19 protein-coding genes and 1 pseudogene are annotated in these 24,075 nt (G+C 70.7%); 2 read left to right on the forward strand and 18 right to left on the reverse strand.

What is annotated here, in order from left to right; translation table 11 throughout:
* The 3 genes and pseudogenes from FB559_RS45170 to FB559_RS00015 form a co-directional block, all read right to left on the reverse strand.
* A pseudogene (locus tag FB559_RS45170) lies at positions 1-109 on the reverse strand (RluA family pseudouridine synthase); the annotation flags it as partial.
* Positions 109-768, reverse strand: a complete 660-nt coding sequence (lspA, locus tag FB559_RS00010; protein ID WP_221639842.1) for a signal peptidase II — start codon at positions 766-768, stop codon at positions 109-111. The pseudogene FB559_RS45170 and the gene lspA, both read right to left, overlap by 1 nt.
* Before the next feature lie 8 nt (positions 769-776).
* Positions 777-1,187, reverse strand: coding sequence for a TraR/DksA family transcriptional regulator (locus tag FB559_RS00015; protein ID WP_425455100.1), 411 nt, complete (start codon positions 1,185-1,187; stop codon positions 777-779).
* A 661-nt stretch (positions 1,188-1,848) separates the two neighbouring features.
* Here FB559_RS00015 and ileS point away from each other — a divergent pair.
* Both ileS and FB559_RS00025 read left to right on the forward strand, forming a co-directional pair.
* On the forward strand, positions 1,849-5,040 hold the full coding sequence (gene ileS / locus FB559_RS00020; RefSeq protein ID WP_141951913.1) for an isoleucine--tRNA ligase: 3,192 nt from the start codon (positions 1,849-1,851) through the stop codon (positions 5,038-5,040).
* 148 nt (positions 5,041-5,188) lie between these two features.
* Positions 5,189-5,911: a DUF1707 SHOCT-like domain-containing protein gene (locus FB559_RS00025; RefSeq protein ID WP_141951915.1), complete on the forward strand. Its 723-nt coding sequence runs from the start codon at positions 5,189-5,191 to the stop codon at positions 5,909-5,911.
* 155 nt (positions 5,912-6,066) lie between these two features.
* Here FB559_RS00025 and FB559_RS00030 read toward each other — a convergent pair whose 3' ends face one another.
* The 15 genes from FB559_RS00030 to FB559_RS00100 form a co-directional block, all read right to left on the reverse strand.
* Complete coding sequence (locus FB559_RS00030) at positions 6,067-7,095, reverse strand: aldo/keto reductase (RefSeq protein WP_141951917.1); 1,029 nt, start codon at positions 7,093-7,095, stop codon at positions 6,067-6,069.
* 745 nt (positions 7,096-7,840) lie between these two features.
* The gene (locus tag FB559_RS00035; protein ID WP_141951919.1) at positions 7,841-9,349 is read right to left on the reverse strand and encodes an ICP22 family protein; all 1,509 of its coding nucleotides are present in this window, start codon (positions 9,347-9,349) and stop codon (positions 7,841-7,843) included.
* A gap of 137 nt (positions 9,350-9,486) precedes the next feature.
* Positions 9,487-10,419, reverse strand: a complete 933-nt coding sequence (locus FB559_RS00040; RefSeq protein ID WP_141951922.1) for a DivIVA domain-containing protein — start codon at positions 10,417-10,419, stop codon at positions 9,487-9,489.
* 50 nt (positions 10,420-10,469) lie between these two features.
* Positions 10,470-10,751, reverse strand: coding sequence for a YggT family protein (locus FB559_RS00045; RefSeq protein ID WP_141951924.1), 282 nt, complete (start codon positions 10,749-10,751; stop codon positions 10,470-10,472).
* Positions 10,752-10,772: 21 nt separating this feature from the next.
* Positions 10,773-11,285 carry a cell division protein SepF gene (locus FB559_RS00050; RefSeq protein ID WP_141951926.1) on the reverse strand — a complete coding sequence of 171 codons (513 nt, stop codon included), beginning with the start codon at positions 11,283-11,285 and terminating at the stop codon, positions 10,773-10,775.
* A gap of 101 nt (positions 11,286-11,386) precedes the next feature.
* Positions 11,387-12,094 (reverse strand): YggS family pyridoxal phosphate-dependent enzyme, encoded by a 708-nt coding sequence (locus FB559_RS00055; RefSeq protein WP_141951928.1) that lies wholly within the window; start codon positions 12,092-12,094, stop codon positions 11,387-11,389.
* A gap of 73 nt (positions 12,095-12,167) precedes the next feature.
* On the reverse strand, positions 12,168-13,580 hold the full coding sequence (gene ftsZ / locus FB559_RS00060) for a cell division protein FtsZ (protein WP_141951930.1): 1,413 nt from the start codon (positions 13,578-13,580) through the stop codon (positions 12,168-12,170).
* 295 nt (positions 13,581-13,875) lie between these two features.
* Positions 13,876-14,613 (reverse strand): cell division protein FtsQ/DivIB, encoded by a 738-nt coding sequence (locus tag FB559_RS00065; RefSeq protein ID WP_141951933.1) that lies wholly within the window; start codon positions 14,611-14,613, stop codon positions 13,876-13,878.
* 69 nt (positions 14,614-14,682) lie between these two features.
* Positions 14,683-16,080 carry a UDP-N-acetylmuramate--L-alanine ligase gene (gene murC / locus FB559_RS00070; protein ID WP_141951935.1) on the reverse strand — a complete coding sequence of 466 codons (1,398 nt, stop codon included), beginning with the start codon at positions 16,078-16,080 and terminating at the stop codon, positions 14,683-14,685.
* 34 nt (positions 16,081-16,114) lie between these two features.
* Entirely contained in the window at positions 16,115-17,200 is a 1,086-nt protein-coding gene (gene murG / locus FB559_RS00075) for an undecaprenyldiphospho-muramoylpentapeptide beta-N-acetylglucosaminyltransferase (RefSeq protein ID WP_141961402.1), read from the reverse strand.
* 72 nt (positions 17,201-17,272) lie between these two features.
* The gene (gene ftsW, locus FB559_RS00080; RefSeq protein ID WP_141951937.1) at positions 17,273-18,553 is read right to left on the reverse strand and encodes a putative lipid II flippase FtsW; all 1,281 of its coding nucleotides are present in this window, start codon (positions 18,551-18,553) and stop codon (positions 17,273-17,275) included.
* 39 nt (positions 18,554-18,592) lie between these two features.
* Entirely contained in the window at positions 18,593-20,032 is a 1,440-nt protein-coding gene (murD, locus tag FB559_RS00085; protein ID WP_141951939.1) for a UDP-N-acetylmuramoyl-L-alanine--D-glutamate ligase, read from the reverse strand.
* Positions 20,014-21,075 carry a phospho-N-acetylmuramoyl-pentapeptide-transferase gene (mraY, locus tag FB559_RS00090; protein ID WP_141951941.1) on the reverse strand — a complete coding sequence of 354 codons (1,062 nt, stop codon included), beginning with the start codon at positions 21,073-21,075 and terminating at the stop codon, positions 20,014-20,016. The genes murD and mraY overlap by 19 nt, the downstream gene beginning before the upstream one ends.
* On the reverse strand, positions 21,072-22,475 hold the full coding sequence (locus FB559_RS00095; protein WP_141951943.1) for a UDP-N-acetylmuramoyl-tripeptide--D-alanyl-D-alanine ligase: 1,404 nt from the start codon (positions 22,473-22,475) through the stop codon (positions 21,072-21,074). The genes mraY and FB559_RS00095 overlap by 4 nt, the downstream gene beginning before the upstream one ends.
* Positions 22,472-24,043, reverse strand: coding sequence for a UDP-N-acetylmuramoyl-L-alanyl-D-glutamate--2,6-diaminopimelate ligase (locus FB559_RS00100; RefSeq protein ID WP_141961403.1), 1,572 nt, complete (start codon positions 24,041-24,043; stop codon positions 22,472-22,474). Before FB559_RS00100 ends, FB559_RS00095 begins: the two co-directional genes overlap by 4 nt.
* Positions 24,044-24,075 lie beyond the last annotated feature (32 nt).

Below are 24,075 nucleotides of genomic sequence, written 5' to 3' on the forward strand. Positions count from 1 at the left end.
TGACCTCGGCCGCGCGGCTGCGCGAGAGCCCGAACAACCGCGCGAGCGCGGCGTCGAGGCGCTCGCCTTCGAGCCCGTCGGGGACGGGCAGGCTGCGATGCTCGGCCATCAGCGCTTGGCGTCCGGCCGTGAGCCGTCGCTGTGATCCTCACGGCTCACCGGAGCGTCCTCGGCCGGGGCCGATGCCGGCTCCGTCGTTTCCGCCGCCGGCTCCGGCTCTGGCGCCGTCCCGCCTGCGGGCGGCGGGTCCGGCGGGCCGTCCCGCTGCACCGTGCCGTCCACCTGGAGACCGCGCGAGGCCAGCAGCACCGCGAGTACGCCGCCGCAGACGATCGACGCGTCGGCGAGGTTGAACACCGGCCAGTGCGGCAACTCGATCCAGTCGACCACGTGCCCGCGGAAGACCCCGGGCGAGCGCAGCAGGCGGTCGGCGAGGTTGCCCAGGGCACCGCCGAGCAGCAGGCCGAGGGTGATCGCCCACGGCAGGCTGCGCAGCTTGCGGGCGTAGCGGAGGATCATTACCACCACGCCCGTCGCGATGACGGTGAACACGATCGTCATGCCGTTGCCGATGTTGAAGGCCGCCCCGCTGTTGCGGAGCACCCTCAGGGTCAGCAGACCGCCGAGGAGTTCGATGGGCGGCCGGTCCGGCAGCGTCGCCACCACGATGGCCTTGGTGATCACGTCGAGCGCGAGCGCGGTCACCGCGATGGCGATGAGCACACCGATGCGCCGCGGCCGGACGCCGGCGTCTTGCCCTGAGTTCATGGCGTCGCTTAGCGACGCTCCTCTCTCTGTTTGCATATCACGCATAGGGTCGCACGTGGAAAGGCCTGCAGGCGCGCCTTCCCGATGGGCTGACCGCAGGACTCGCACACACCATATGTGCCCTGGCCGATCCGGTCGACCGCGCGTTCGTTCTGTGCGAGCAGATCACGGGCGTTGTAGGTGAGCGCCATCTCCTGCTCACGCTCGAACGTCTTGGCTCCCGCGTCGGCCTGATCATCCCCCGCTCCCTCGGCCGCGTCGTTCATGCGTTCGGCGATCTGTGACTCGGCCGCGGCGATCTCGGCGCGCAGATCGGTCATCTCGAGCTCGAGCCGGTCGCGTACGGCGGCGAGCTCGCCGGCCGTCCACTGACCTTCCCCGTGGCGGACCGGCAACCGCTTCGCGGTCGCCGGGGAGATCTTTCGTCCCGGCGACGCGCGCCGGGTTCCGGTGCGTGTGGCGCGTGGCGCCTCAGCCGTGGGATTCCTATCCTTCGGGCCGGCAGTGCCGTCCATAGTCGGGCCCCCCTTGCGCCGATCATCTCTGGCAGTGCGGGAAGCATAGGTCGCGGTTCTGCGAGACGGCAAATGACCAGGTCTTCTAACACGCCGCATATGTCCCAATACACCGGGTTAGGCGACCTCCAGCAGACCGGCGGCTTGCCCAAACTTGACCGTGGAGGGCCACCCGAAACCCACTTATTCAAAGTTGAAACACCCCACTTTCGGACAGATCATCCGGTGTTCCTGATCACCCTCGGCCGCGGCCACGGGGGCGATCGGGAAGAAGTCATCGGCCCTTGTGCGTTATCGTCGCTATCGGCAAGGCGTTGATGGGGACACCTGCCGCCGTACGCAGCCTCGAGCGACCCGGAGACGGTGAGAGTCCGGGGGCGTGCCCGGCGGTCTGATCACCCCGTAGCCGCCGGCAGAACGGTCCTCAGGACCCAGTAGACCCGGCAGCCGAGCGCAATGAGCGGGTCGTCTCCTGCAACAGACGGCCAAGGAGGGTGGTACCGCGGGGCCTGACCGCCTCGTCCCTCCGGTCCACGTGTCTGTCCGTGACGCCGGAGGTGTACCCATGCCCGACGAATCCGCGGCCGTGCCACAGGCACGCCGGATGCGATCCCTTCCCACCCAGGTCGACCTGCCCGGGCTCGAGCGCGACGTGCTGCGCCGCTGGGAGGACGGCAAGGTCTTCGAGCGTTCCCTGGAGCAGACCGCGGGCGGCGAGCCCTGGGTGTTCTACGAGGGCCCGCCGACCGCCAACGGGATGCCCGGCGTGCATCACGTCGAGGCGCGGGTGTTCAAGGACCTGTTCCCCCGCTTCAAGACCATGAAGGGCTACAGCGTCCGCCGCAAGGCCGGCTGGGACTGCCACGGCCTGCCGGTCGAGGTGGCGGTCGAGCGCGAGCTGGGCCTGTCCGGCAAGAAGGACATCGAGGCGTACGGCGTGGCGGAGTTCAACGCCCGGTGCCGCGAGTCCGTGCTGCGCCACGTGGACGCCTTCGAGGCGATGACCGAGCGCATGGGCTACTGGGTGGACCTCGCGCAGGCCTACCGCACCATGGACCCCGACTACGTCGAGTCGGTCTGGTGGTCGCTCAAGGTCATCTTCGACAAGGGGCTGCTGGTCCGCGACCACCGCATCAGCCCGTACTGCCCGCGCTGCGGCACCCCGCTCTCCGACCACGAGCTCGGCCAGCCCGGCGGGTACGAGACGGTGACCGACCCGTCGGTGACCGTACGCTTCCCCCTCACCGAGGGCCCCCTCGAGGGCGTCGACCTGCTCGTGTGGACCACCACGCCCTGGACACTGGTCTCCAACACCGCCATCGCGGTGCACCCCGACGTCACGTACGTCGTCGCGGCGCGCTCGGGCCGGCCGGACCGCGTCATCGTCGCCGAGCCGCTGTTCGCCCGCGTGCTCGGTGAGGGCTGGCACATCGTCTCCCGGCACGCCGGATCCGAGCTGGCCGGCACGTCGTTCCGCCGCCCGTTCGAGCTGGTGGACATCCCCAACGCCCACCGGGTGCTGACCGCGGACTTCGTCACCACCGAGGACGGCACGGGCCTGGTGCACCTGGCGCCCGCGTTCGGCGCCGACGACTTCGCGGCCACCCGCGCCGCCGGGATGCCGGTCGTCAACCCGGTCAACCCGGACGGCCGGTTCGACCTGACGGTGCCGCTCGTCGGCGGCATGTTCTTCCGCGACGCCAACCCGCGTCTCATCGACGACCTCAGCGACCGCGGCCTGCTGTATCGCTCCGAGGCGTACGAGCACAGCTATCCGCACTGCTGGCGGTGCCACACGCCGCTGCTCTACTACGCGCTCCCCGCCTGGTACATCAAGACGACCGCCATCAAGGACCGGCTGCTGCAGGAGAACGACCGCACCAAGTGGTTCCCAGAGACGATCAAGGAGGGCCGGTACGGCGAGTGGCTGCGGAACAACGTCGACTGGTCCCTGTCGCGCAGCCGCTACTGGGGCACTCCCCTGCCGGTCTGGCTGTGCGGCGACGACCACGCCACCTGCGTCGGGTCGCTGAAGGAGCTCGGTGAGCTGGCCGGACGCGACCTGACCGCGCTGGAGCCGCACCGGCCGTTCGTCGACGACATCACCTTCGCCTGCCCCGAGTGCGGCGACGAGGCACGGCGCGTGCCCGACGTGATCGACGCGTGGTACGACTCCGGCTCGATGCCGTTCGCCCAGTGGGGCGCGCCGCACCGCCAGCTGGAGACGTTCGAGAACTCCTACCCGGCGCAGTACATCTGCGAGGCGATCGACCAGACCCGCGGCTGGTTCTACTCCCTCATGGCGGTGGGCACGCTCGTCTTCGACCGCTCCTCGTACGAGAACGTCCTGTGCCTCGGGCTGCTCCTGGCCGAGGACGGCCGGAAGATGAGCAAGCACCTCGGCAACGTCCTGGAGCCGATCCCGCTGATGGACAAGCACGGCGCCGACGCGCTGCGCTGGTACATGGCGGCCGCCGGCCAGCCCTGGGCGGCGCGGCGGGTCGGTGACGCGGCGCTGGAGGAGATCGTCCGCAAGGTGCTCCTGACGTACTGGAACACCGTGTCGTTCTTCGTCCTGTACGCGAACGCCTCGGGCTGGACGCCCGGCACACCCGCTCCCGCGCCCGCCGACCGGCCGCTGCTGGACCGGTGGGTGCTCGCCGAGCTGCACCGGACCGTACGCGAGGTGGACACGGCGCTGGAGAACTTCGACACGACCGCCGCCGGACGGCGGCTGGCGGAGTTCATCGACGACCTGTCGAACTGGTACGTCCGCCGCTCCCGTCGCAGGTTCTGGGAGGGGCCGGAGGCCGCCGGCTCTGCCGTCGGGCCGAACGCCTCGGCGTTCGCGACGCTGTACGAGTGCCTGGAGACGCTGACCCGGCTGATGGCGCCGATCGCGCCGTTCCTGACCGACTACGTGTGGGACGTCCTTCGGACGCCGGACGCGCCGGACTCGGTGCACCTCGCGGCATGGCCGTCGGTGGACGAGACGCTGGTGAACCCGGAGCTGACCACGCAGATGGCGCTCGCCCGGCGGCTGGTCGAACTGGGCCGCGCCGCACGGGCCGGCTCCGGCGTGCGTACGCGCCAGCCGCTCGGCCGCGCCCTGGTCGGCGCGACGGGCTGGGCCTCGCTGCCCGGCGAGCTGCGCGACCAGATCGCCGACGAGCTGAACGTCCAGGGGTTCGACACCCTCGCGTCGATCGGCGGTGATCTCGTCGAGTACGTCGTGAAGCCGAACTTCCGCGAGCTGGGCAAGCGCTTCGGCAAGCAGACGCCGACGGTCGCCAAGGCCGTCACGTCCGCCGAGGCGGCAGGCCTGACCCACGCGCTGCGCGAGTCCGGCACGGCGACGGTCGAGGCCGCCGAGGTCGGCAAGGTGGAGCTGACCCCGGACGACGTGATCGTCACCGAGCGGCCCCGCAGCGGCTGGGCGGTGGAGAGCGCCGCCGGGGAGACGGTCGGGCTGGACCTGACGGTCACGCCGGAGCTCCGCCGCGCCGGCCTCGTACGCGAGGTCGTCCGCCTGGTGCAGGACGCGCGGAAGAACACCGGCCTGGACATCACCGACCGCATCGAGCTGTGGTGGCGCACGACCGACACCGACCTGGACGAGGCCCTGCGGGAGCACGGCGCCGAGGTCGCGGCCGAGGTCCTCGCGGACGCCTGGCACGACGACGAGCCCGAGGCCGAACTGCCCCCGAACCACGACGACGGCCTGCGGCTGACGTTCTGGCTGCGCCGCTCGTCCTGAGGCGGCACCGCGTCGGCTCCGCCGGGGTGGGACCTGTCCGTCCCACCCCGGCCGTTTTACTCCGCACGGCGTTGGCTGACCCTGTTCCGTGCGGAATGATGCACCTGTGGACCTTTCAGATGGGCCAAGCGAGCCCGATCCGGCACGCATGCGTGCCTCGGACTCCGACCGGGACCGGGTCGCCGACCAGTTGCGTGAGGCCATGGCCGAAGGCCGGTTGACCGCCGAGGAGCACGCGGAGCGCCTCGACGCCGTCTACCAGGCGAAGACCTATGCCGAGCTGGCACCGATCGTGCGCGACCTGCCGGCGACGGGCGGCGTGGGACCTCCCGAGAGCGCCGGGCCGGTCGTGCGTGACGATCTGCCGCCGCCGCACGCCGGTACGCCCAACATCGTGGCCGTCTTCGGCGGCGCCGAGCGCTCCGGGCGGTGGCTGGTCGAGCCGGAGACCAACGTGGTCGCCGTGTTCGGCGGGATCGAACTGGACCTGCGGCAGGCGGTCCTGTCGCGGCGCGAGGTCACGATCAACGTCGTGGCCATCATGGGCGGCGTCAATGTGACCGTGCCCCCGGGCGTACGCGTGGCCAACTCCATCGCGGCGATCCTCGGCGGCGCCTCGGTCCCACCGGAGGACACCGTCGACCCGGACGCGCCGGTGATCCGGCTGACCGGCTTCGCGCTGTTCGGCGGGGTGTCCGTCCAGCGCCGCGCCGCGGGCGACGGTAAGTCCGCGAAGCTGGACCACGGGGGGTTGCACAGCGAGCAGCGCCGCATCCACCGCGAGATGCACGACGAACAGCGCCGAATCCACCGCGAGTTCCGTGAACAACAGCGAGAGCTCCGCCGCAGGCACCGCGGCGAGGGCGTCTGACCTAGCCACGCGGCGTCTGACGACGCCTCGCCGCATTCGTCGACGGTCTCCCCCGGCCGGCGCCTTGCTCCGCCTTGCCACGCGCCGCCTGAACACCTGCTCGCCGCGAGCGTGCGGAGCAGATCACTGGGTTCGGCTGGGCTGTCCCGGTCAGGTCAGGCGGCGGAGCGTCCGCCGGGCAGGCGACGGCGGAGGCGCGCCTGCCCGATGGGAGGTGGGTTGTAGGCCATGTCGAGCATCCCGATGTCGGTGCCGGGAGGCACGATGGCGTCGATCCGGTCGAGGACCTCGTCGTTCAGTGTGGTCTCCGCGCCCGCGAGGAGGTCATCGAGGTGGTCCATGGTGCGCGGGCCGATGATCGCGGAGGTGACGCCCGGGTGGGCGATCGCGAAGGCCATCGCCAGGTGCGTCAGCGGCATCCCGGCGTCCTGGGCGACGGGAATGAGCTGTTCGACCGCGTCGAGCCGGCGCTCGTCGGCCAGATGCTTGTAGCCGAAGCTCGCCCGGCGGCCGTCGGTCTGCTGTCCCTTGCGGTAGCGGCCGGTGAGCAGACCCTGCGCGAGAGGACTCCAGACCAGGGTGCCCATGCCGTAACGCTCGCAGACGGGAAGCACCTCGCGCTCGATCCCCCGGTTGAGGATCGAGTACGGCGGCTGCTCGGTACGGAACCTCTCCAGACCCCGCCGCTCGGCGGCCCACTGCGCCTCGACGATCTCCGAGGCGGGAAAAGTGGAGGCCCCGATGGCACGGACCTTCCCCGCACGCACGAGGTCGGTGAGCGCCGAGAGTGTCTCTTCCACGTCGGTGTCCGGCGCGGGCCGGTGGACCTGGAACAGATCGACGTGGTCGGTCCGCAGGCGGCGCAGGGAGTCGTCCAGCGCACGGACCAGCCAGCGCCGCGAGTTGCCCTGCTGGTTGGGGTCGTCGCCCATCGGGAGGTGGGCCTTGGTGGCCAGCACGACCTTGTCCCGGCGGCCCTTGAGGGCCTTCCCGACGATCTCCTCGGACTCACCGCGTGAGTAGGCGTCGGCGGTGTCGACGAAGTTGATGCCCGCGTCCAGCGCCTTGTGGATGATCCGGGTGGAGTCGTCGTGGTCGCGGTTTCCCGCGGCGCCGAACATCATCGCGCCCAGGCAGTACGGGCTGACCTTGATGCCGGTTCGGCCCAGTGTGCGGTACTTCATGAGGCTCCTTGTACGTTGCCGGTGCCCGCTGCGGCGCTACGCCCACATAAACGGAACCGTGTTCAACTTAGACAATACGGAGCAACGTTCCGCTTAGCAAGTTCGCGTGACATGGCGAGAATCCGGCATCGGCTGGAGGACGGTCCTTTAGGCGCGCGCGCCGGCCCGCGGCCGGTCCCGGCCGTTTCGCGCGCACCGCGTGGAGGTGTCAGTCGTGAACGACGAGCCGATGGCCGGGTCCGGATCCTGCTCAAGGCGGCCAGAGGCCCGGGGGCGGTTCTAGGCTCGGGGCGGCTTTTATATTTAGGCTCGGGGGCGGCTCTTAGGCGCGGATCCTCGGCCGAGGACCGGCTATCAAGACTCATCCCGAGATCAGGATGACGTCGGCGGCGGCCGTCATACCGATGTCCTGCTCACCAACCGGCCCACCGCGGCGCTGGTATCGGCCGCCGGCGACCTGGCGCCGTCATGCGAGGGGTCCCCGTCCCGCTACCGGTTCAGCGTGCAGCCACGTTCCCCAGCGGCCCGCCACGACCATCTCAAGCCGGCCACAACGCGTGCGAACAGCTACCAGTCGCACCCCTCACCACCGGCATCCCGCTTCGCGGGATCCCGGCCGCCCGGCCCTCCGGGCGTCTGGGGGGACCGCGCTCTCGGCCTCGGCTCCGACGGCTTCGGGCTCAGGTGGCGGATGTCGCCGGGCCGCAGCCCCGCCCAAGGGGCGGTGGCCGCTCGTGCCGTCGGCTCAGTAGCCCTCGTCCGAAGGGTCCTTGTCCGGCTGGCAGACCAGGCACGGCGTGCAGCCGCGTTCCTTCGCCTCGGCCTGGGACAGGGTCTCCAGGTCGTCCGCGTCGTCTGCGATGTCCTCGATGAGGGCGCAGTCGGGGCGGTGGTAGCGCTTGGTGCCGCTCAGGATGCGGACGAACGGCAGGGACGAGTCCGTGGCGTCCTGCGTGGACGCGGCCTCGTGGGTCGAGGCGGCCTCTTCGGACGCATCCTCGTGGTCCGCGTCGACGGGCTCGGAGTCGTCGTGACCGGACTCGGCGTCGCCGGAGTCCTCGTGATCGGAGGCTTCACGGTCCGAGGCTTCGTCGTCGTCCGCGTCATCGCGGACCGGCTCGTCGGCGGTCTCAAGGTCCGTGGACGATGCTTGGGCGGCGGGCTCGGGCTCGTCGGCGTCGGTCTCCGCCGTGCCGGAGGTCTCCGGGAGCTCGGCGTCGGATGACGGCTCGGCGTCCGCGGGCTCGGCGTCGTCCGTAGCGGCGGAGGTGGTGTCCTCCGGCTCGTACGGCTCGGGCTCGTACGGCTCGGGCTCGTACGGCTCGGGCTCGGCATCGGCCCGGTCCTCGGCGCCGTGCTGCTCCTCCGTGCCCGCGTCCGCGTCCGCGGTGGCGGCCGGCGGCTCGTCGTCGGCCAGAGGTTCGAAGAGCGATCGGCTGCGCGCCGACGATCGCTCGGCGGACGGCTCTGGTGCCGCCTCGGGAGTCTCGGTGACGTCGTCGAACCGGGTGGTCTCGGTGTTCGTGTCGATGTCGGAGCCGGAGACGCTCGGCTCGGCTGCCGCTGGGGACTCTGCGGCGGGCGCGAGATCGTCGTCGTCCAGTCTCGTGATGGGCAGGTCGGTCCGCGTCGCCAGTGCCGGGTCGTCGTCCTCCCGGCGGGTCAGGTCCGCGGTGTCCGCGACGTCCTCGGATGCCACCGGCTCCGTGGCCGGGGTCTCGATGGACTCGGTGTCCACGCTGGCCGCACGCGCGGCCAGGGCCGTGTCGGGCAGGCACGCCGTGCAGGCGGTGAAGCCCTCCTCGCGCGCCTCGACGAAGGTGAGTTCTTCCTTGTCGCGGCCCGCCAGCTGACGGCAGGTCTCCAGGTGGTAGCGCTTGCGCCCGGGAACGACGAAGACGCTCGTCTCGGCGGGCACGTCCGTCGCGGTGGCGGAGGGCATCGGGGTCACCAGTGTGTCGTCGCCCGCTCCCACGCGTGCCTTGGCCTTGGCCGGCCTGGTGGCCTTGCTCGACCGGGTCGCCGCCGACCTCCGCGTGGAGGCCTCGGACTCGGTGCTGCCGAACAGTTCCTTACGGCGCAGGAAGACCCCGATGGCCAGGCACAGGGCGGAGATGATGCTGACTCCGATGGAGACATAGATCAGCTTCAGCCCGTCAAGCCCCGCAACCTCGTGCCCGGTGTTGCCAGTGACAATGCCCGTAACAAGAAGGGCGATCGCCACGACGACGAGCACACCACTCAGGATGATCACGCAGGTCTCCCTCTAACCAACCGTCGTCGTACGAAGATGCGCAGCCACGCTAGCGCAACTTCGACCGATTCGGCCGCCTCCAACCGGCTACCACTTTGTTCGAGGCGAGACATTCGCCTCTCATGACGCTTTCGTGGTCAGCGACGGTCGTGCGGCGGGTTGTCGGCAGTGTGGAAACCACCCGTGGCGTGCTGAGCGTGCTGCGGCTGCTCGGGCTGCTGCTGGGGGAAGGGGTTCTGGCCGGTGTTGCCCGGGCCGACCGCAGGCTGGCCGTTGCGCACCTCGGCGTGCTGCGGCATGGCCTGCTGCTGCTGTGCGGGCTGGGGGCCGGTGTTGCTCGGGCCGCCGAACGGGCCGCCGTGGCTGCCGGCCTCGAGCTCGCGCAGCTGGCCTTCGAGGTAGGCCTTCAGACGGCTGCGGTACTCACGCTCGAAGGCGTTGAGGTCATCGACCATGCGCTCGAGCTCTTCACGCTGCTGGACGAGGGAACCCATCGCCTGGCGGTGGCGGTCCTGCGCGTCGCGTTCGAGGGACTCCGCGCGGGCGCGCGACTCGCTGACGATCTGCTCGGACTGGCGGCGTGCCTTGCCGAGGATCTCCTCGGCCTCGCGGCGGGCGCGGCCCAGCGTCTCGTCGGCCTCGCGGCGGGCGTCGGCGATCGCCTGGTCGGCGGTCTGCTGCGCGAGCGCGAGCACGCGCGCGGCCGTGTCCATGTTGTCCTCGCCGGGGCTGCTCACCTGCGGGGGCGGAGGCTGCGGCGGGGCCGCCGGGGGCATGCCGAGGCTGCCGAGCATGGGCTCAGGCTCCGGCTTGGGCTCCATCGGCTTGGGCGGCTCGGGCATGTGGGTCATCTCGGGCTTCGGCTCGACGATGGGAGCGGCCATCGCCGGCACCTTGCCACGGAGGCACTCCGCGAGCTTGGCCCGCAGCTCCTCGTTCTCCTGGATGAGCCGGTCGAGCTCGGCCTCGACCTCATCGAGGAAAGCGTCGACCTCCTCTTCGTCGTATCCCGGCCGTAGCCGGGTTGTACTGAACTGCTTGTTCCGCACATCCGCAGGTGTCAGCGGCATCTGGTCTCCTTGGCGCGCTTGGAGTCTGTCCCCGAACGGACGGTACCCGATCAGAGCGGCTGGACGACGATGATCAAGAACCAGACCATGAAGAAGAGGACCGTGAAGCTCAGGTCGAACGCAACGTTACCCAGCCGAACGGACGGGATGAAACGGCGTAGCAGTCTAAGGGGTGGATCGGTGACCGTGTAAGTGGTCTCCGCCAAAACCAGCACCACCCCTGTAGGCCTCCATGACCGGGCGAACGCCTGGAGCGTCTCGAGCACCAGCCTGCCGATGAGGAACAGCAGGAACAGGTAGAGCGGGATGCTCAGGTAGTTTCCAAGGTTCACGAACACTCTCGCATGTGGATGTCAGCTCTGATTGAAGAACCCTCGTTCTGCCATACGGGCCTTGTCTTCGGCGGTCACCTCAACGTTGACGGGGGACAACAGGAACACCTTGTTCGTAACACGCTCGATGCTTCCGTGCAGGCCGAATATGAGACCAGCCGCAAAGTCGACAAGACGCTTGGCGTCACTGTCGACCATCTCGGTGAGGTTCATGATCACCGGGGTCCCTTCCCGGAAGTGCTCTCCGATCGTGCGGGCCTCGTTATAGGTCCTGGGGTGAAGCGTAGTGATACGCGCGAGGTCTGACACCGCCGACTCGGCAAGAGAGGGCCGTCGCTCGGTCGCGAAGGACTTCTGCTCGTCTTCGGGCTGGTCCGGGGCACCGGTAGAGGATGACTCGTCATCGGCACGCTCTACCCGGCGACGGTCCGCGGCCTCGTCGTCGTAGATGTCGTACTCGTCGTAGTCATCATCGTAGCGATCGTCCTCCACAAGGCCGAGGTAGACCGCCATCTTGCGCATCGCGCTGGCCATACGCCCCCTCCGTCGTCTGCCGACAGGAGATCCCTGCGGGAAGCTTCCGCTGATCCGATCGTTACGTTTAGACGCGGACGCCAAGGTCCACTGTGGGGACATTACCTGACGATTGCCCGTCGGCCTCCGAGCAACGCCGTACCAACACGGACGTGTGTCGCGCCACTCACGATGGCCTGTTCCATATCTCCGCTCATGCCCGCCGAGACCGTTTTGGCGGCGGGATACGCGGCGCGAAGAGAATGGGAGATCTCTGCCAGCCGGGCGAATGCCGGGGCCGGGTCCGCGCCGAGCGGAGCCACCGCCATGACGCCGCCGAGTGCGAGCGCGTCCGCGGCGTCGAGCGCGTCCGCGAGCGCGAGCACTCCGTCCGGGTGTACGCCGCCCCGGCCCTCTTCGTCCGGCGCCGCCTCGTCGAGTGAGACCTGGATGAGGCAGCGCACCGAACGCTCCGCGTCGACGGCCGCCCGCGACAGCGCCTTGACGAGCCGCGCCCGGTCGACAGAGTGGACGACGTCGGCGTAGGAGACCACCGAACGGGCCTTGTTGGTCTGAAGCTGCCCGACGAAATGCCAGGTCAGATCCAGGTCGCGGCACTCCGTGGTCTTCGCGGCCGCCTCCTGGTCGCGGTTCTCGGCGACGTCGGTGATGCCGAGCTCGGCCAGGAGGCGTACGTCCGAGGCGGGAAAGGTCTTGGTGACCGCCACCAGGGTGACTTCGCCGGGAGAGCGGCCGGCCGCGTCACACGCCTTCGAGATGCGTTCGCGCACGGCCGCCAGATTCGCGGCGAGGTCCTGTATGCGGCTCATGCCTCTTCACTCTTCGCGGGAGACGGAGACGCGTCCCCGCGGGCGCCGGCACCGGGCCGGCGGGGAACCGTCACTACTTGAGGAAGTCCGGCACGTCCAGATCGTCGTCCTCGTCGAAGACGACGGGACGGCGGCGAGCCGCGTCGGTGTTCAGGCGCGCCGCGGTCGGCTCGGTCGCCGGCCGCGGCACCTTAGGGCCCGCGACGGCCTCATTCGAGGCGGAGCGTGGCGGAGCCGTGCCTCCGGAGTCGCGCGATTGTTCGTCGGACTTTTCGGCCCGTGCCGGCTCGGCCTTGGTCTCCTGCGGCTTGGCCTGGTCGGACTTCGGAGGCGATGACTTGTGGTCGTCATCGGCCGACTCCGAGCCGCGCTGCGGGCTCGGCGCGGGCACCGGCGTGACCCGTGGCGGCGCGGGCGCCTGCGGCGGGACGATCGGGCGGGGCGCCGCCTGGGGCGTCGCCACCGGCGGCGCGGCGACGGGCGGCCGTGATGGGGCACTGCGCTTGGACTCGGCGGGTGGCCCGGACCTGCCCTCGGACTGGACCTCGTCGAAGCCCGCCGCGATCACCGTGACGCGCACCTCGTCGCCGAGCGCGTCGTCGATGACCGCGCCGAAGATGATGTTGGCGTCGGACGCCGCCGCGTTGGACACCAGCTGCGCCGCCTCGTTGATCTCGAACAGACCGAGATCGGACCCACCGGAGATGGACAGCAGTACGCCGTGGGCGCCGTCGATGCTGGCCTCCAGCAGCGGGCTGGAGATCGCCATCTCGGCCGCGGCGACCGAGCGGTCGTCGCCACGGGCCGACCCGATGCCCATGAGGGCCGAACCGGCTCCGGACATGACCGACTTGACGTCGGCGAAGTCGAGGTTGATCAGACCCGGCGTGGTGATCAGGTCGGTGATGCCCTGAACACCGGAGAGCAGCACCTGGTCGGCCGCCTTGAAGGCGTCGAGCACGCTGACCTGACGATCGGAGATCGACAGCAGCCGGTCGTTGGGAATGACGATGAGCGTGTCGACCTCGTCGCGCAGCGTCTCGATGCCGGCCTCGGCCTGCATGGCGCGCCGCTTGCCCTCGAAGCTGAACGGGCGGGTCACCACACCTATGGTGAGCGCGCCGAGCGAACGGGCGATGCTGGCCACCACGGGCGCGCCGCCCGTGCCGGTGCCGCCACCCTCGCCTGCGGTCACGAAGACCATGTCGGCGCCCTTGAGCACCTCTTCGATCTCTTCGCGGTGATCCTCGGCGGCCTTACGGCCCACATCGGGGTTGGCCCCAGCGCCGAGCCCGCGGGTGAGCTCGCGGCCGACGTCGAGCTTGACGTCGGCATCACTCATGAGCAGCGCTTGGGCGTCGGTGTTGATCGCGATGAACTCGACACCCTTGAGGCCCTCTTCGATCATGCGGTTGACGGCATTGACACCGCCGCCGCCGATGCCGACGACCTTGATGACCGCTAGGTAATTCTGCGGTGCTGCCACAACGAGGGGCCCTTCCGCTCGCTCTGTCGTTATGATCTGCGACCGCCCGTACGGACGGCCGTCACGTTTCTCCTACAGGGCCGGAACCCTCACCCTCAAGTTGAGACTTAGAGTTATGTCAACCTAAGGCTGATACGGACAGTAGGGGCGCACCACTGCAGGGTCAACTAACCCGGCCCCGAGCCGATCGGCGTGTCGCGCGACATCCCACTCATCCTGATTTTCATCGGTTGCCACGCTCCGAACTCCCCCGTCACGCGGCCGACCCAGTGTGGCGTGCCCAGGGGGTTCACCGCTACTCGGTGGTGACGACCTCGGGCGAACTCACGTCGATGGTCTTGATGCCGCGTCGCGGAGTGGTGCTCAGCAATCCGTAGAGCAACCGTAGCTTGTCCGGCGTGCGTTCCGGGGCACCCCAGACGATGGCGACCCCCTCCTTGAGCCGCAACGTCACCGCTTCCGGCGTCGGCGCCTCGACGCTCGCGACCCGGTGGGAGATCCACGGCGGCAGGGCCTGGATCACCGCGAGCCCGGCGCGCAGGGACGGATCCGACGGCACGGGATTCGCGACGGTGAGTGACGGAAGACCTCTCGGGCGCGCCGCCGATGTGAGGACGGTCACGCCGTACCGGTCGATCTGGAGAAAGCGGTTGTCGTCCTGGACGGCGGCGATCGGGGTGCGCTCGCGTACCACGATGCGCACCGTGGCCGGCCAGCGGCGTTCGACCCGGGCGGTCTCGACCTCCTGGACCCCCTCCACCCGGTCGCGCACGGCTCCGGTGTCGAGCCTGATGAGAGGCTCGCCGAGGCGTACGTCGGCGACGGCGAGCAGCCGGTCGCGCGGCACCAGGCGGTCCCCCACCACGTCGATGTGGCGTGCCACGAGCAGCCGCGAGCCCAGCAGGACCCACGTCGCGGTGCCGAGGACGCCCGCGACGAGCAACGCGACGAAGAGCACCTTCCACCGGCTGGAGCGGCGCGGGGCGATCGCGTCCTGCGCGCCATCGGCCGGAATCTCCGACTCATCGATCATCCTGGCCCCTCCTCCCCTGCTCGGCCGCCCGTACGGGCGTGGCCCCACGGGAGAGGCACCGGCGGCGGGTCAGGTGCCGAGCAGCCCCAGGATCTTCGGCCCGAGCATGGTCACGTCACCGGCCCCCATGGTGATGATGACGTCCCCAGGGGCGGCGATCGCCGCGACACGCCCGGCCACCGCGTTTCCGTCCGCCTCGTAGGTGACCCTGCCATGCGGAACGGCCTTGGCGACCAGCTCGCCGGTCACGCCGGGGATCGGGTCCTCACGGGCCGGGAAGACGTCCATGACGATGACCTCGTCGGCCAGGCCGAGCGCGGCGCCGAACTCGGCCGCGAAGAACTTGGTCCGGCTGAACAGGTGCGGCTGGAACACCGCGACGATGCGGCCGCCGCCCAGCTCGCCGACGTAGTCGCGGGTCGCCCTCAGGTCGGCGGCCAGCTCGGTGGGGTGGTGGGCGTAGCTGTCGAAGACCTTGACGCCGCCGACCTCGCCCTTGGGCTCCAGACGGCGCCGCGCGCCGGTGAAGCCGGCCAGGCCGTCGGCGACGGCGTCGGCGGAGACCCCCAGCTCGACCGCTGTGGCGTACGCGGCGGTGGCGTTGAGGGCGTTGTGGCGCCCCGGCACCGACAGCTCCAGCGTCCGCTCGCCCACGGTGAAGGTGGAGCCGAGCCCGCGGGGGGTGAAGCCCTCCGTGCGGTAGTCGGCGTCCTCGGCCTCGCCGTAGGTGCGGACGGTCAGGCCGCGGCGCGTGCCCTCCTCGCCGGTCGCGCGCGCGACCGGGTCGTCCGCGCACACCACGAGCAGGCCGCCGGGCTGGATCCGCTCGACGAAGCGGGCGAAGGTCTCCTTGACCATCGCGAAGTCCGCGTAGTTGTCGAGATGGTCCGCCTCGATGTTGGTCACGATGGCCGCCTTCGGGGCGAACATCAGGAAGGAGCCGTCGCTCTCGTCCGCCTCGGCGACGAACAGGTCGCCGGAGCCGTCGGCGGCTCCCAGACCGGTGGTGACGAGCTGGCCGCCGATGCAGTACGACGGGTCGGCGCCCGCGTGCTGGAGCGCGACGGTCAGCATCGAGGTGGTCGTGGTCTTGCCGTGCGTGCCCGCCACCGCGACCGACCGGCGGCCGTCCATCAGCGACGCGAGCGCGGCGGCGCGGTGGAGCACGAGCAGGCCGCGCTCGCGGGCGGCGGCCAGCTCCGGGTTGGTCTCGCGGATCGCGGTCGAGACGACGACCGTCGAGGCGTCCCCCACGTGCTCGGCCGCGTGGCCCACGTAGGTCGTGGCGCCCAGCTCACGCAGGTCGGCCAGCAGGTCGGAGTCCTTCGCGTCGCTGCCGGACACCGGGATGCCACGTCCCAGCATGATGCGGGCGATACCCGACATGCCGGCTCCGCCGATACCGACGAAGTGCACCCGCCCCAGCCGATCGGCCGGTACGACCTCGACCGGTGTCACCAGACTCATGAGCTCTCCCCCGCCCGGCGGCGGCACGGTGTGTTCACTCGCCCGCCGCCACGACACGGGCGACCATCTTGGCGAGGGCGACGTCGGCGTCACGGCGGCCCATGCGCGCCGCGGCCTCCGACATCTGGGCGACCTGCTCGGCGTCGGCGAGCACGGGCATCACGTTGCCGCGGATCCAGTCGGCGTTCAGCTCGGAGTCCTCGACGAGCAGGCCGCCGTGCCCCTGGACGATCATCTCGGCGTTGAGACGCTGCTCGCCGTTGCCGATCGGAAGCGGGACGTACGCCGCGGGCAGCCCGACGGCGGTCAGCTCGGCACAGGTGAGCGCGCCCGCACGGCACATCGCGAAGTCGGCCGCGGCGTAGGCCAGGTCCATCCGATCGCAGTACGGAAGCATGATGTAGGCCGGGTCGTCCGCGGTGACCTCGGGCTCGCTGGCGTTTCTGGGCCCGACGATGTGCAGGATCTGGATCCCGGCCGCGCGCAGCGAGGGCACGGCGGCGGTCAGGGCGCGGTTGAGGGACCGGGCGCCCTGGGATCCGCCGAAGACCAGCAGCGTGGGCAGGTCCGAGCGCAGCCCGAAGTGCGCACGTGCCTTGTCGCCCATGCCGAGGCGGTCGAGCGTGGCGATCTCACGGCGCAGCGGGATGCCGATGACCTCGGCGTTGGGCAGTGGCGTGTCGGGGACGGCCACCGCGACGTGCTCGGTGAACCGCGCGCCCAGGCGGTTGGCCAGGCCGGGCCGCGGGTTCGCCTCGTGCACGATGATCGGGACCTTGCGGCGCCGCGCGGCGAGGTAGCCGGGAGTCGCGACGTAACCGCCGAATCCGACCATCACGTCGGCCTGCGTGCGGTCCAGGATGCTCGCGGCGGTGTTGATGGCGCCGGCCAGCCGGCCGGGCACGGTCAGCAGCCGTGGCGTGAGCGTGCGTGGCAGCGGCACCGGCGGGATCATCGCCAGCTCGTACCCGCGCTGGGGGACGAGTCTGTTCTCCAGCCCACGCTCGGTACCAAGGCAGGTCACCTGCACGCCGGGATCCTCCCGGCGCAGTGCGTCGGCGAGGGCCAGGGCGGGCTCGATGTGTCCTGCGGTGCCACCCCCGGCCAGGACAACCCTCAAACTCGTGCTGCCGGTCATTGCTCGCTCAGCCACTCCTCACTCGCTCCGCGCGCTCACCCGGACGGTGCGTCCTCAGCGCTTCGCCAGGCCCAGCCAGCTTAGGGCCAGCACGGCCGGGCCGGGTCCCCGCGCCGCCAGGGCCTGACGGGCGCCGGGCTCACGTTTGGCGAAGGACAACAGCATGCCCAAAACGATCAGCGTAGGGATCAATGCTGACCCACCGTACGACACCAATGGCAGAGGGATACCCGTAATGGGCAGGACGCCGATCACCGCGCCGATGTTGACGATGGCCTGAACGGCCAGCCAGGCGGTCGCTCCTGCCGCCGCGAGCTGCATGAACGGATCTTTGACCCGCCGCGCGATCCGCAGCCCGGCATAGGCGAGCAGCCCGAACAGACCCAGCACGACAAGAGTGCCGATCAGGCCGAGCTCCTCTCCGATGATGGCGAAGATGAAGTCGGTCTCGGGGTGGGGCAGGTAGTTCCACTTGGCGCGGCCCTCCCCCAGGCCGGTGCCGAACCAGCCGCCCGAGGCGATCGCGTACAGGCCCTGGATGCCCTGGTAGTTGATGTCGAGCTGGTTGCCCGACTGGTCGAGGAAGCCGGTCAGACGCTGCATCCGGTACGGCTCGACGACGATGAGGATCGAGACGAGCACGCCCGTGACGCCCGCCATGCCGACGAAGAGGCGACCCGGCGCCCCCACCACCCACAGCAGGGCCAGGAAGATCGTGAGGAGCACGAGAGTCGTGCCGAGGTCGCTGCCGAGCATGACGAGCAGGACGAGCACGCCGGCGCCGGGCAGCAGCGGGATCAGGAGCTGGCGCCACTCGGTGAGCTGGCGGAGCTTCTCCTTGCGGGCCAGCAGGTCGGCGCCCCACAGGATCAGGGCGAGCTTGGCCGGCTCGGAGGGCTGCAGCTGGAACGGCCCGCCGAAGCTGATCCAGCGCTGTGCGCCGTTCACGCTCTGTCCGAGGCCCGGGATCAGCGCCACCGCCAGGGCCAGCGCCGACAGCAGCATCAGCGGGTAGGCCAGCACGCGGAAGACCCTGGGCGGCATCCGCGCCGCCAGCCACATCAGCGGCAGGCCGATGGCCACCCACAGCGCCTGCTTCTCGAACAGGGTGAACGCCGACCCGGTGTACTGGTACTGGTGGATGCTGGAGGCCGACAGGACCATCACCATGCCGAGCGCCAGCAGCAGCATCGAACACCCGAGGACCAGGTAGTAGGAGGTCAGGGGCCGGTCGAGCAGCCCCCCGGGTCCCGAGAACCACGCGCGTGGCCCGGACCGCTCCTCGTCGTCATCATGTCCTCCGCTCGTGACCCGCTCACTCACCCGCGCACCCATCAGCTCACCTGCCAGCTCGCCTGCGTCACGCCCACCGGTCTAGCGAGGCCCGGTGAGGCGTCTCACCGCGGCGGCGAAGGCTTCACCGCGCGCCGGGTACCCGGCGAACATGTCGAACGAGGCCCCCACCGGCGCGAGCAGGACCGTGTCGCCCGGCCGCGCCAGGGCGGTCGCCGCGGCCACGACGCGATCCATCGCCCCAGTGTCGGTGTCGGCGACATCGACCACCGGGACATTCGGCGCGTGTCGCGCAAGTGCCGTGGCGATCTGTGCCCGATCGCGGCCCATGAGGACCACTCCGCGCAGCCGATCGGCACAGGACCGCACGAGGTCGTCGACGTCGGCGCCCTTCAGCAGGCCGCCCGCGATCCACACGATCGAGCGGTAGGCGGCGAGTGACGCGGCGGCGGCGTGCGGGTTGGTCGCCTTGGAGTCGTTGACGTAGGCGATGTCGCGCGAGGTCGCGATCAGCTCGATGCGGTGCGGGTCGGGCGTGAACGCGTGCAACCCGTCGCGTACGGCCTCGGCCGGCACGCCGAACGCGCGGGCCAGCGCCGCCGCGGCGAGGGCGTTGGCCACGTTGTGCGGCGCGTACGGCCGGACGTCGGTCAGCTCGGCCAGCTCGGCCGCCTCACGCACCGGGTCGGCGGTGAAGGCCCGGTCGACCAGCAGGTCCTCCACGAGTCCCAGCTGCCCGGCGCGGGGCGAGCCGAGCGTGAACCCCACAGAGAGCTCAGCGCGTTCGCCCAGCCGCCTGGACCACTCGTCGTCCACGTTGACGACGGCGAGGGTGCCCGGCGCGAAGATCTTGGCCTTGTCGGCGGCGTACGCCTCCAGCGAGCCGTGCCAGTCGATGTGGTCGGGCGCGACGTTGAGAACGGTCGCCGCGAAGGGCCGTACGGAGGCGGACCAGTGGAGCTGGAAGCTGGACAGCTCCACCGCCAGCACGTCGTACGGCTCGGCGGGCCCGGTGCCGTCGCCCGCCACGGCCTCGACGATCGGCGTGCCGACGTTACCGACGGCGATCGTACGGTGCCCGGCCGCGGCGAGCATGCAGGCCAGCATGCGCACGACGGTGGTCTTGCCGTCGGTGCCGGTGATCGCCAGCCAGGGGGCGGCGTCGGGCCCGCGCAGGCGCCACGCGAGCTCGACCTCCCCGATGATCTCTATGCCGGCCGAGGCCGCGGCGGCGAGAAGCGGGGCGTCCGGCCGCCAGCCCGGCGAGGTGACGACGAGCTCGGTGCCGTCCGGCAGCGTGTCGCCGTCACCAAGACGCACGGTGACCCCGGGCAGGGCGATCTTGGCGCGCAGCGCCTCGTCGTCACGCGCGTCGACGAGCGTGACGCGGGCTCCGCGTGCGGCGAGCACCCTCGCGGCCGCCTGCCCCGAGATGCCCGCCCCCGCGACGCAGACGGCGCGACCGGCCCAGAGCGCTTCTGTCTCGAGTGGATGCGGGCCCGTCAATGGTTGGGCATCCATTCGATGTAGAAGAGCGCGAGCCCTGTCGCCACGCAGAGCGCCGAGATCAGCCAGAACCGCACCACGATCGTGGTCTCCGCCCAGCCGGAGAGCTCGAAGTGGTGCTGGAGTGGCGCCATCTTGAAGACCCGTCTTCGGGTCATCTTGAAGAAGCCGACCTGGATGATCACCGACAGCGTGATGATCACGGGCAGCCCGCCCAGCACGACGAACAGCATCTGGGTGCGCGTCATCACGGCCAGGCCGACGATCACGCCGCCGAGGCCGAGCGATCCGGTGTCGCCCATGAAGATCTTGGCCGGCGGGGCGTTCCACCACAGGAAGCCGACCAGGGCGCCGAGTACGGCGGAGGCGACGACCGCGAGGTCGAGCGGGTCACGGACGGTGTAGCAGTTGGGGGCGAGCGCGACCTCGGTGCAGCTGTTGCGGAGCTGCCAGTTACCGATCAGCACGTACGCGCCCAGGACCGTGCCGACCGCTCCGGCGGCCAGGCCGTCCAGACCGTCGGTGAGGTTCACCGCGTTGGACGTTCCGGCGATCATGACCAGCGCCCAGAGCACGAACAGGTACGGGCCGATCGAGGGCCCGAAGTCGCGCAGGAAGGACAGGTGGGTGGTGGCCGGCGTGATGTCGTAGCCGTTGGGGAACCGCAGCGACATCAGCGCGAAGACCACGCCGATGATGATGATGCCGATCATCTTCGCGCCGCTGCGAAGGCCCAGGCTGCGCTGCTTGAAGACCTTGATGTAGTCGTCGACGAATCCGACGACGCCCAGGCCCGTCATGAGGAGCAGCACCAGCACGCCGGAGACCGTCGGGCGCGTCGTGGTGGCCAGGTGCGCGATGGCGTACCCGACGAGCGCGGCCACGATGAACACGGTGCCGCCCATCGTGGGCGTGCCGCGCTTGCCGAGGTGGGCCTGCGGCCCCTCCTCGCGGATCATCTGCCCGTACCCGAGGCGCCGGACGAGACGGATCCAGAGCGGCGTGCCCAGCAGCGCGATGATCAGTGAGAGCGCCGAGGCGACCAGGATGGTCCTCACGCGTCGTCGCCCCCCTCGGGGGGTACGGCCGAGACGACGGCCTCGGCGACCCTTTCCAGCCCGGCGACCCGCGATCCCTTGATCAGCACGACGTCACCCGGCCGCAACCGCTCGGTCAGCGCGGCCACTGCCGCGCCGACATCCTCGACCTGCACGCATTCTCCTGTCCATGTCCCCACCTGCTCGGTCCCCTTCAGCACGGCCGCGGCGGTTTCGCCCACGGCGATGAGACCGGCCACGCCGCCGCGCGCGGCGTACGCACCGATCTTCTCGTGCTCGCTGACCGTCGATGCGCCCAACTCCGCCATTGCGCCCAGAACGGCGAAAATCCGCCCCTCGCCCGCCATGTGGATGACGGTGTCGAGAGCGGCGCGTACCGACTCCGGGTTGGCGTTGTACGCGTCGTTGACCACCGTGACCCCGTCGGGGCGTTCGGTGACCTCCATCCGCCAGCGGCTGACCGGACCCGCCTCGGACAGCCCCTCCGCGATGTCCGTGGCCGGCATGCCCAGCCGCCGCGCCGTCGCCGCGGCGGCCAGCGCGTTGGCCACCGCGTGCGCGCCGTGCAGCCGCAGGCACACCTTGGCCGACCCCTCGGGCGTGACGAGGGTGAACCGGGCGCGTCCCGCGTCGTCGAGCGACTCGTCCGCGGCGCGCACGGTCGCCTCCGGCGTCCGGCCGAACATCACGATCTCCGCCGGTGTGCGGGCGGCCATCGCGTGGACGAGGGGGTCATCGGCGTTGAGGACCGCGGTGCCCTTCGGCGAGAGCGCCTCGACCAGCTCGCCCTTGGCCTTCGCGACGACGTCACGGCTGCCGAACTCGCCGATGTGGGCGCTGCCGACGTTGAGCACGATGCCGATGTCGGGCGGCGCGATCCGGCTGAGCCGCGCGATGTGACCGAGGCCACGTGCGCCCATCTCCAGGACGAGGTAGCGCGTGTCCTCACTGGCCCGCAGCACGGTGAGCGGGTGGCCGATCTCGTTGTTGTACGACCCGGGCGGCGCGATCGTCGGGCCCAGCCGCGAGGTGAGGTGGGCGAGCAGGTCCTTGGTCGAGGTCTTGCCCGCCGACCCGGTGAGACCGACCACGGTGACGTCGGGGAGCCGGTCCACGACCGCGCGCGCCAGCCGGCCCATCGCCACCATGACGTCGTCCACGATGACGGCGGGCTCGCCGACCTCGCGCTCGGACAGCACGGCCACCGCGCCGGCCGCGATCGCCTCGGCCGCGAACTCGTGACCGTCGGAGCGTTCGCCCCGCAGGGCGGCGAACAGCGCTCCGGTCTCGGCCTGCCCCGAGTGAATGACGACCGGACCGCTGACGACGGTCTCGGGAGATGCCAGGTCCAGCCTGCCGCGGGTGATCTCGGCGATCCGCGCGAGGCTTAGTGGGATCAAGGCTGCTCCTCGTCGTCGGCCGCTACGGCCGCTGTTCCTGTTGCCTCGCCGCGGGTCCCCGACCGGCGTTCGCGCAGCGCGCGCCGTACGACCTCGCGGTCGTCGAACGGAAGGACCTCACCGGCGATGTACTGCCCCTGTTCGTGTCCCTTGCCGGCGACGAGCACGACATCGCCCCGCCGGGCACGGCCGACCACCAGCGCGATCGCCGCCGCCCGGTCGGGCTCGATGATGACGTGAGCCCGTTCGTCCTCCGGCACGGTGAGTACTCCCCCGACCATAGCGTTGAGAACGGCCCACGGGTCCTCGGAGCGGGGGTTGTCGTTGGTGAACACCGCCACGTCGGAGCGCCGCGCCGCGATCTCCCCCATGATCGGGCGTTTGGTCCGGTCACGGTCGCCGCCACAGCCCAGCACGATGGTGAGCCGGCCCGTGGTCAGCGGCCGTAGCGTCCCGAGGACGGCCTCCACGGCACCGGGCTTGTGCGCGTAGTCGACGAGCACGGTGAAGTCCTGGCCCTCGTCGACGGGCTCGAGGCGGCCCGGCACGCCGGGAAGGCTCGCGATCCCCCGCACCGCCACCGGCAGCGAGATGCCCGCCTCGACGAGCGCCACGATCGCGCCCAGGGCGTTCGCGACGTTGAAGGGGCCGGGCAGCGGCACCTTCGCCTCGGCCTCGACGCCGCCCGGCCCGATGACGCGGAACGTGCTGCCGTACGGCTCGAGACGCACGTCGGCGGCCCGCCAGTCGGCACCGGGGTCGCCGTCGGCGGAGAAGGTGGTCACCGGGACCTTGGCGATGTGGGTGAGCCGGCGGCCCCAGGAGTCGTCCACGTTGACCACGCCGAGCCGGCTGAGCTCGGGGGTGAACAGCGTCGCCTTGACGGCGAAGTAGTCCTCCATGGTGCCGTGGTAGTCCAGGTGTTCCTGGGAGAGGTTGGTGAACAGGGCGACCTCGAAGAAGGCGCCGCCGACCCGGCCGAGGTCGAGCGCGTGGCTCGAGACCTCCATGGCCGCCGCGGTCACTCCCCGCTCGCGCATCAGCGCGAACAGCGCGTGCACGTCGGTGGCCTCCGGCGTGGTCAGCGCGCTCGGCAGGGTCTCACCGGCCACCCTGATCTCGATCCCGCCGATGAGACCCGTCTCGTGCCCGGCCGCCCGCAGCCCGGCCTCCAGCAGGAACGTCGTCGTCGACTTGCCGCTCGTGCCGGTGACGCCCAGCAGGGCCAGGTCGCGTACGGGCCGCCCGTACACCCAGGAGGAGACCTCCCCGAGCACCGCGCGCGGGTCGTCGACGACGAGCACCGGCAGGCCGGCTTGCTCGGCACGGTCCCGGCCATCGTGGTCGGTCAGGATCCCGGCGGCCCCCGCGGCGGCGGCCTGCTCGGCGAAGGCGGCCCCGTGGAAGCGGCTGCCGGGCAGCGCGGCGTACAGATCTCCCGGAGCTACTCTCCGGGAGTCATGCGTCACTCCGGTCACCATTCCGCGTATCGGCTGTCCCTGCTCGCTGAGGCCGAGCAGGGACACGAGCCCGGACAACGAACGGGCGGGCACGGAGCGGGGACGCATGGGGTCGGGTCTGTTGGACACGGCGGAGAGAG

This window comes from Actinoallomurus bryophytorum, from assembly GCF_006716425.1.
GTDB lineage: Bacteria > Actinomycetota > Actinomycetes > Streptosporangiales > Streptosporangiaceae > Actinoallomurus > Actinoallomurus bryophytorum.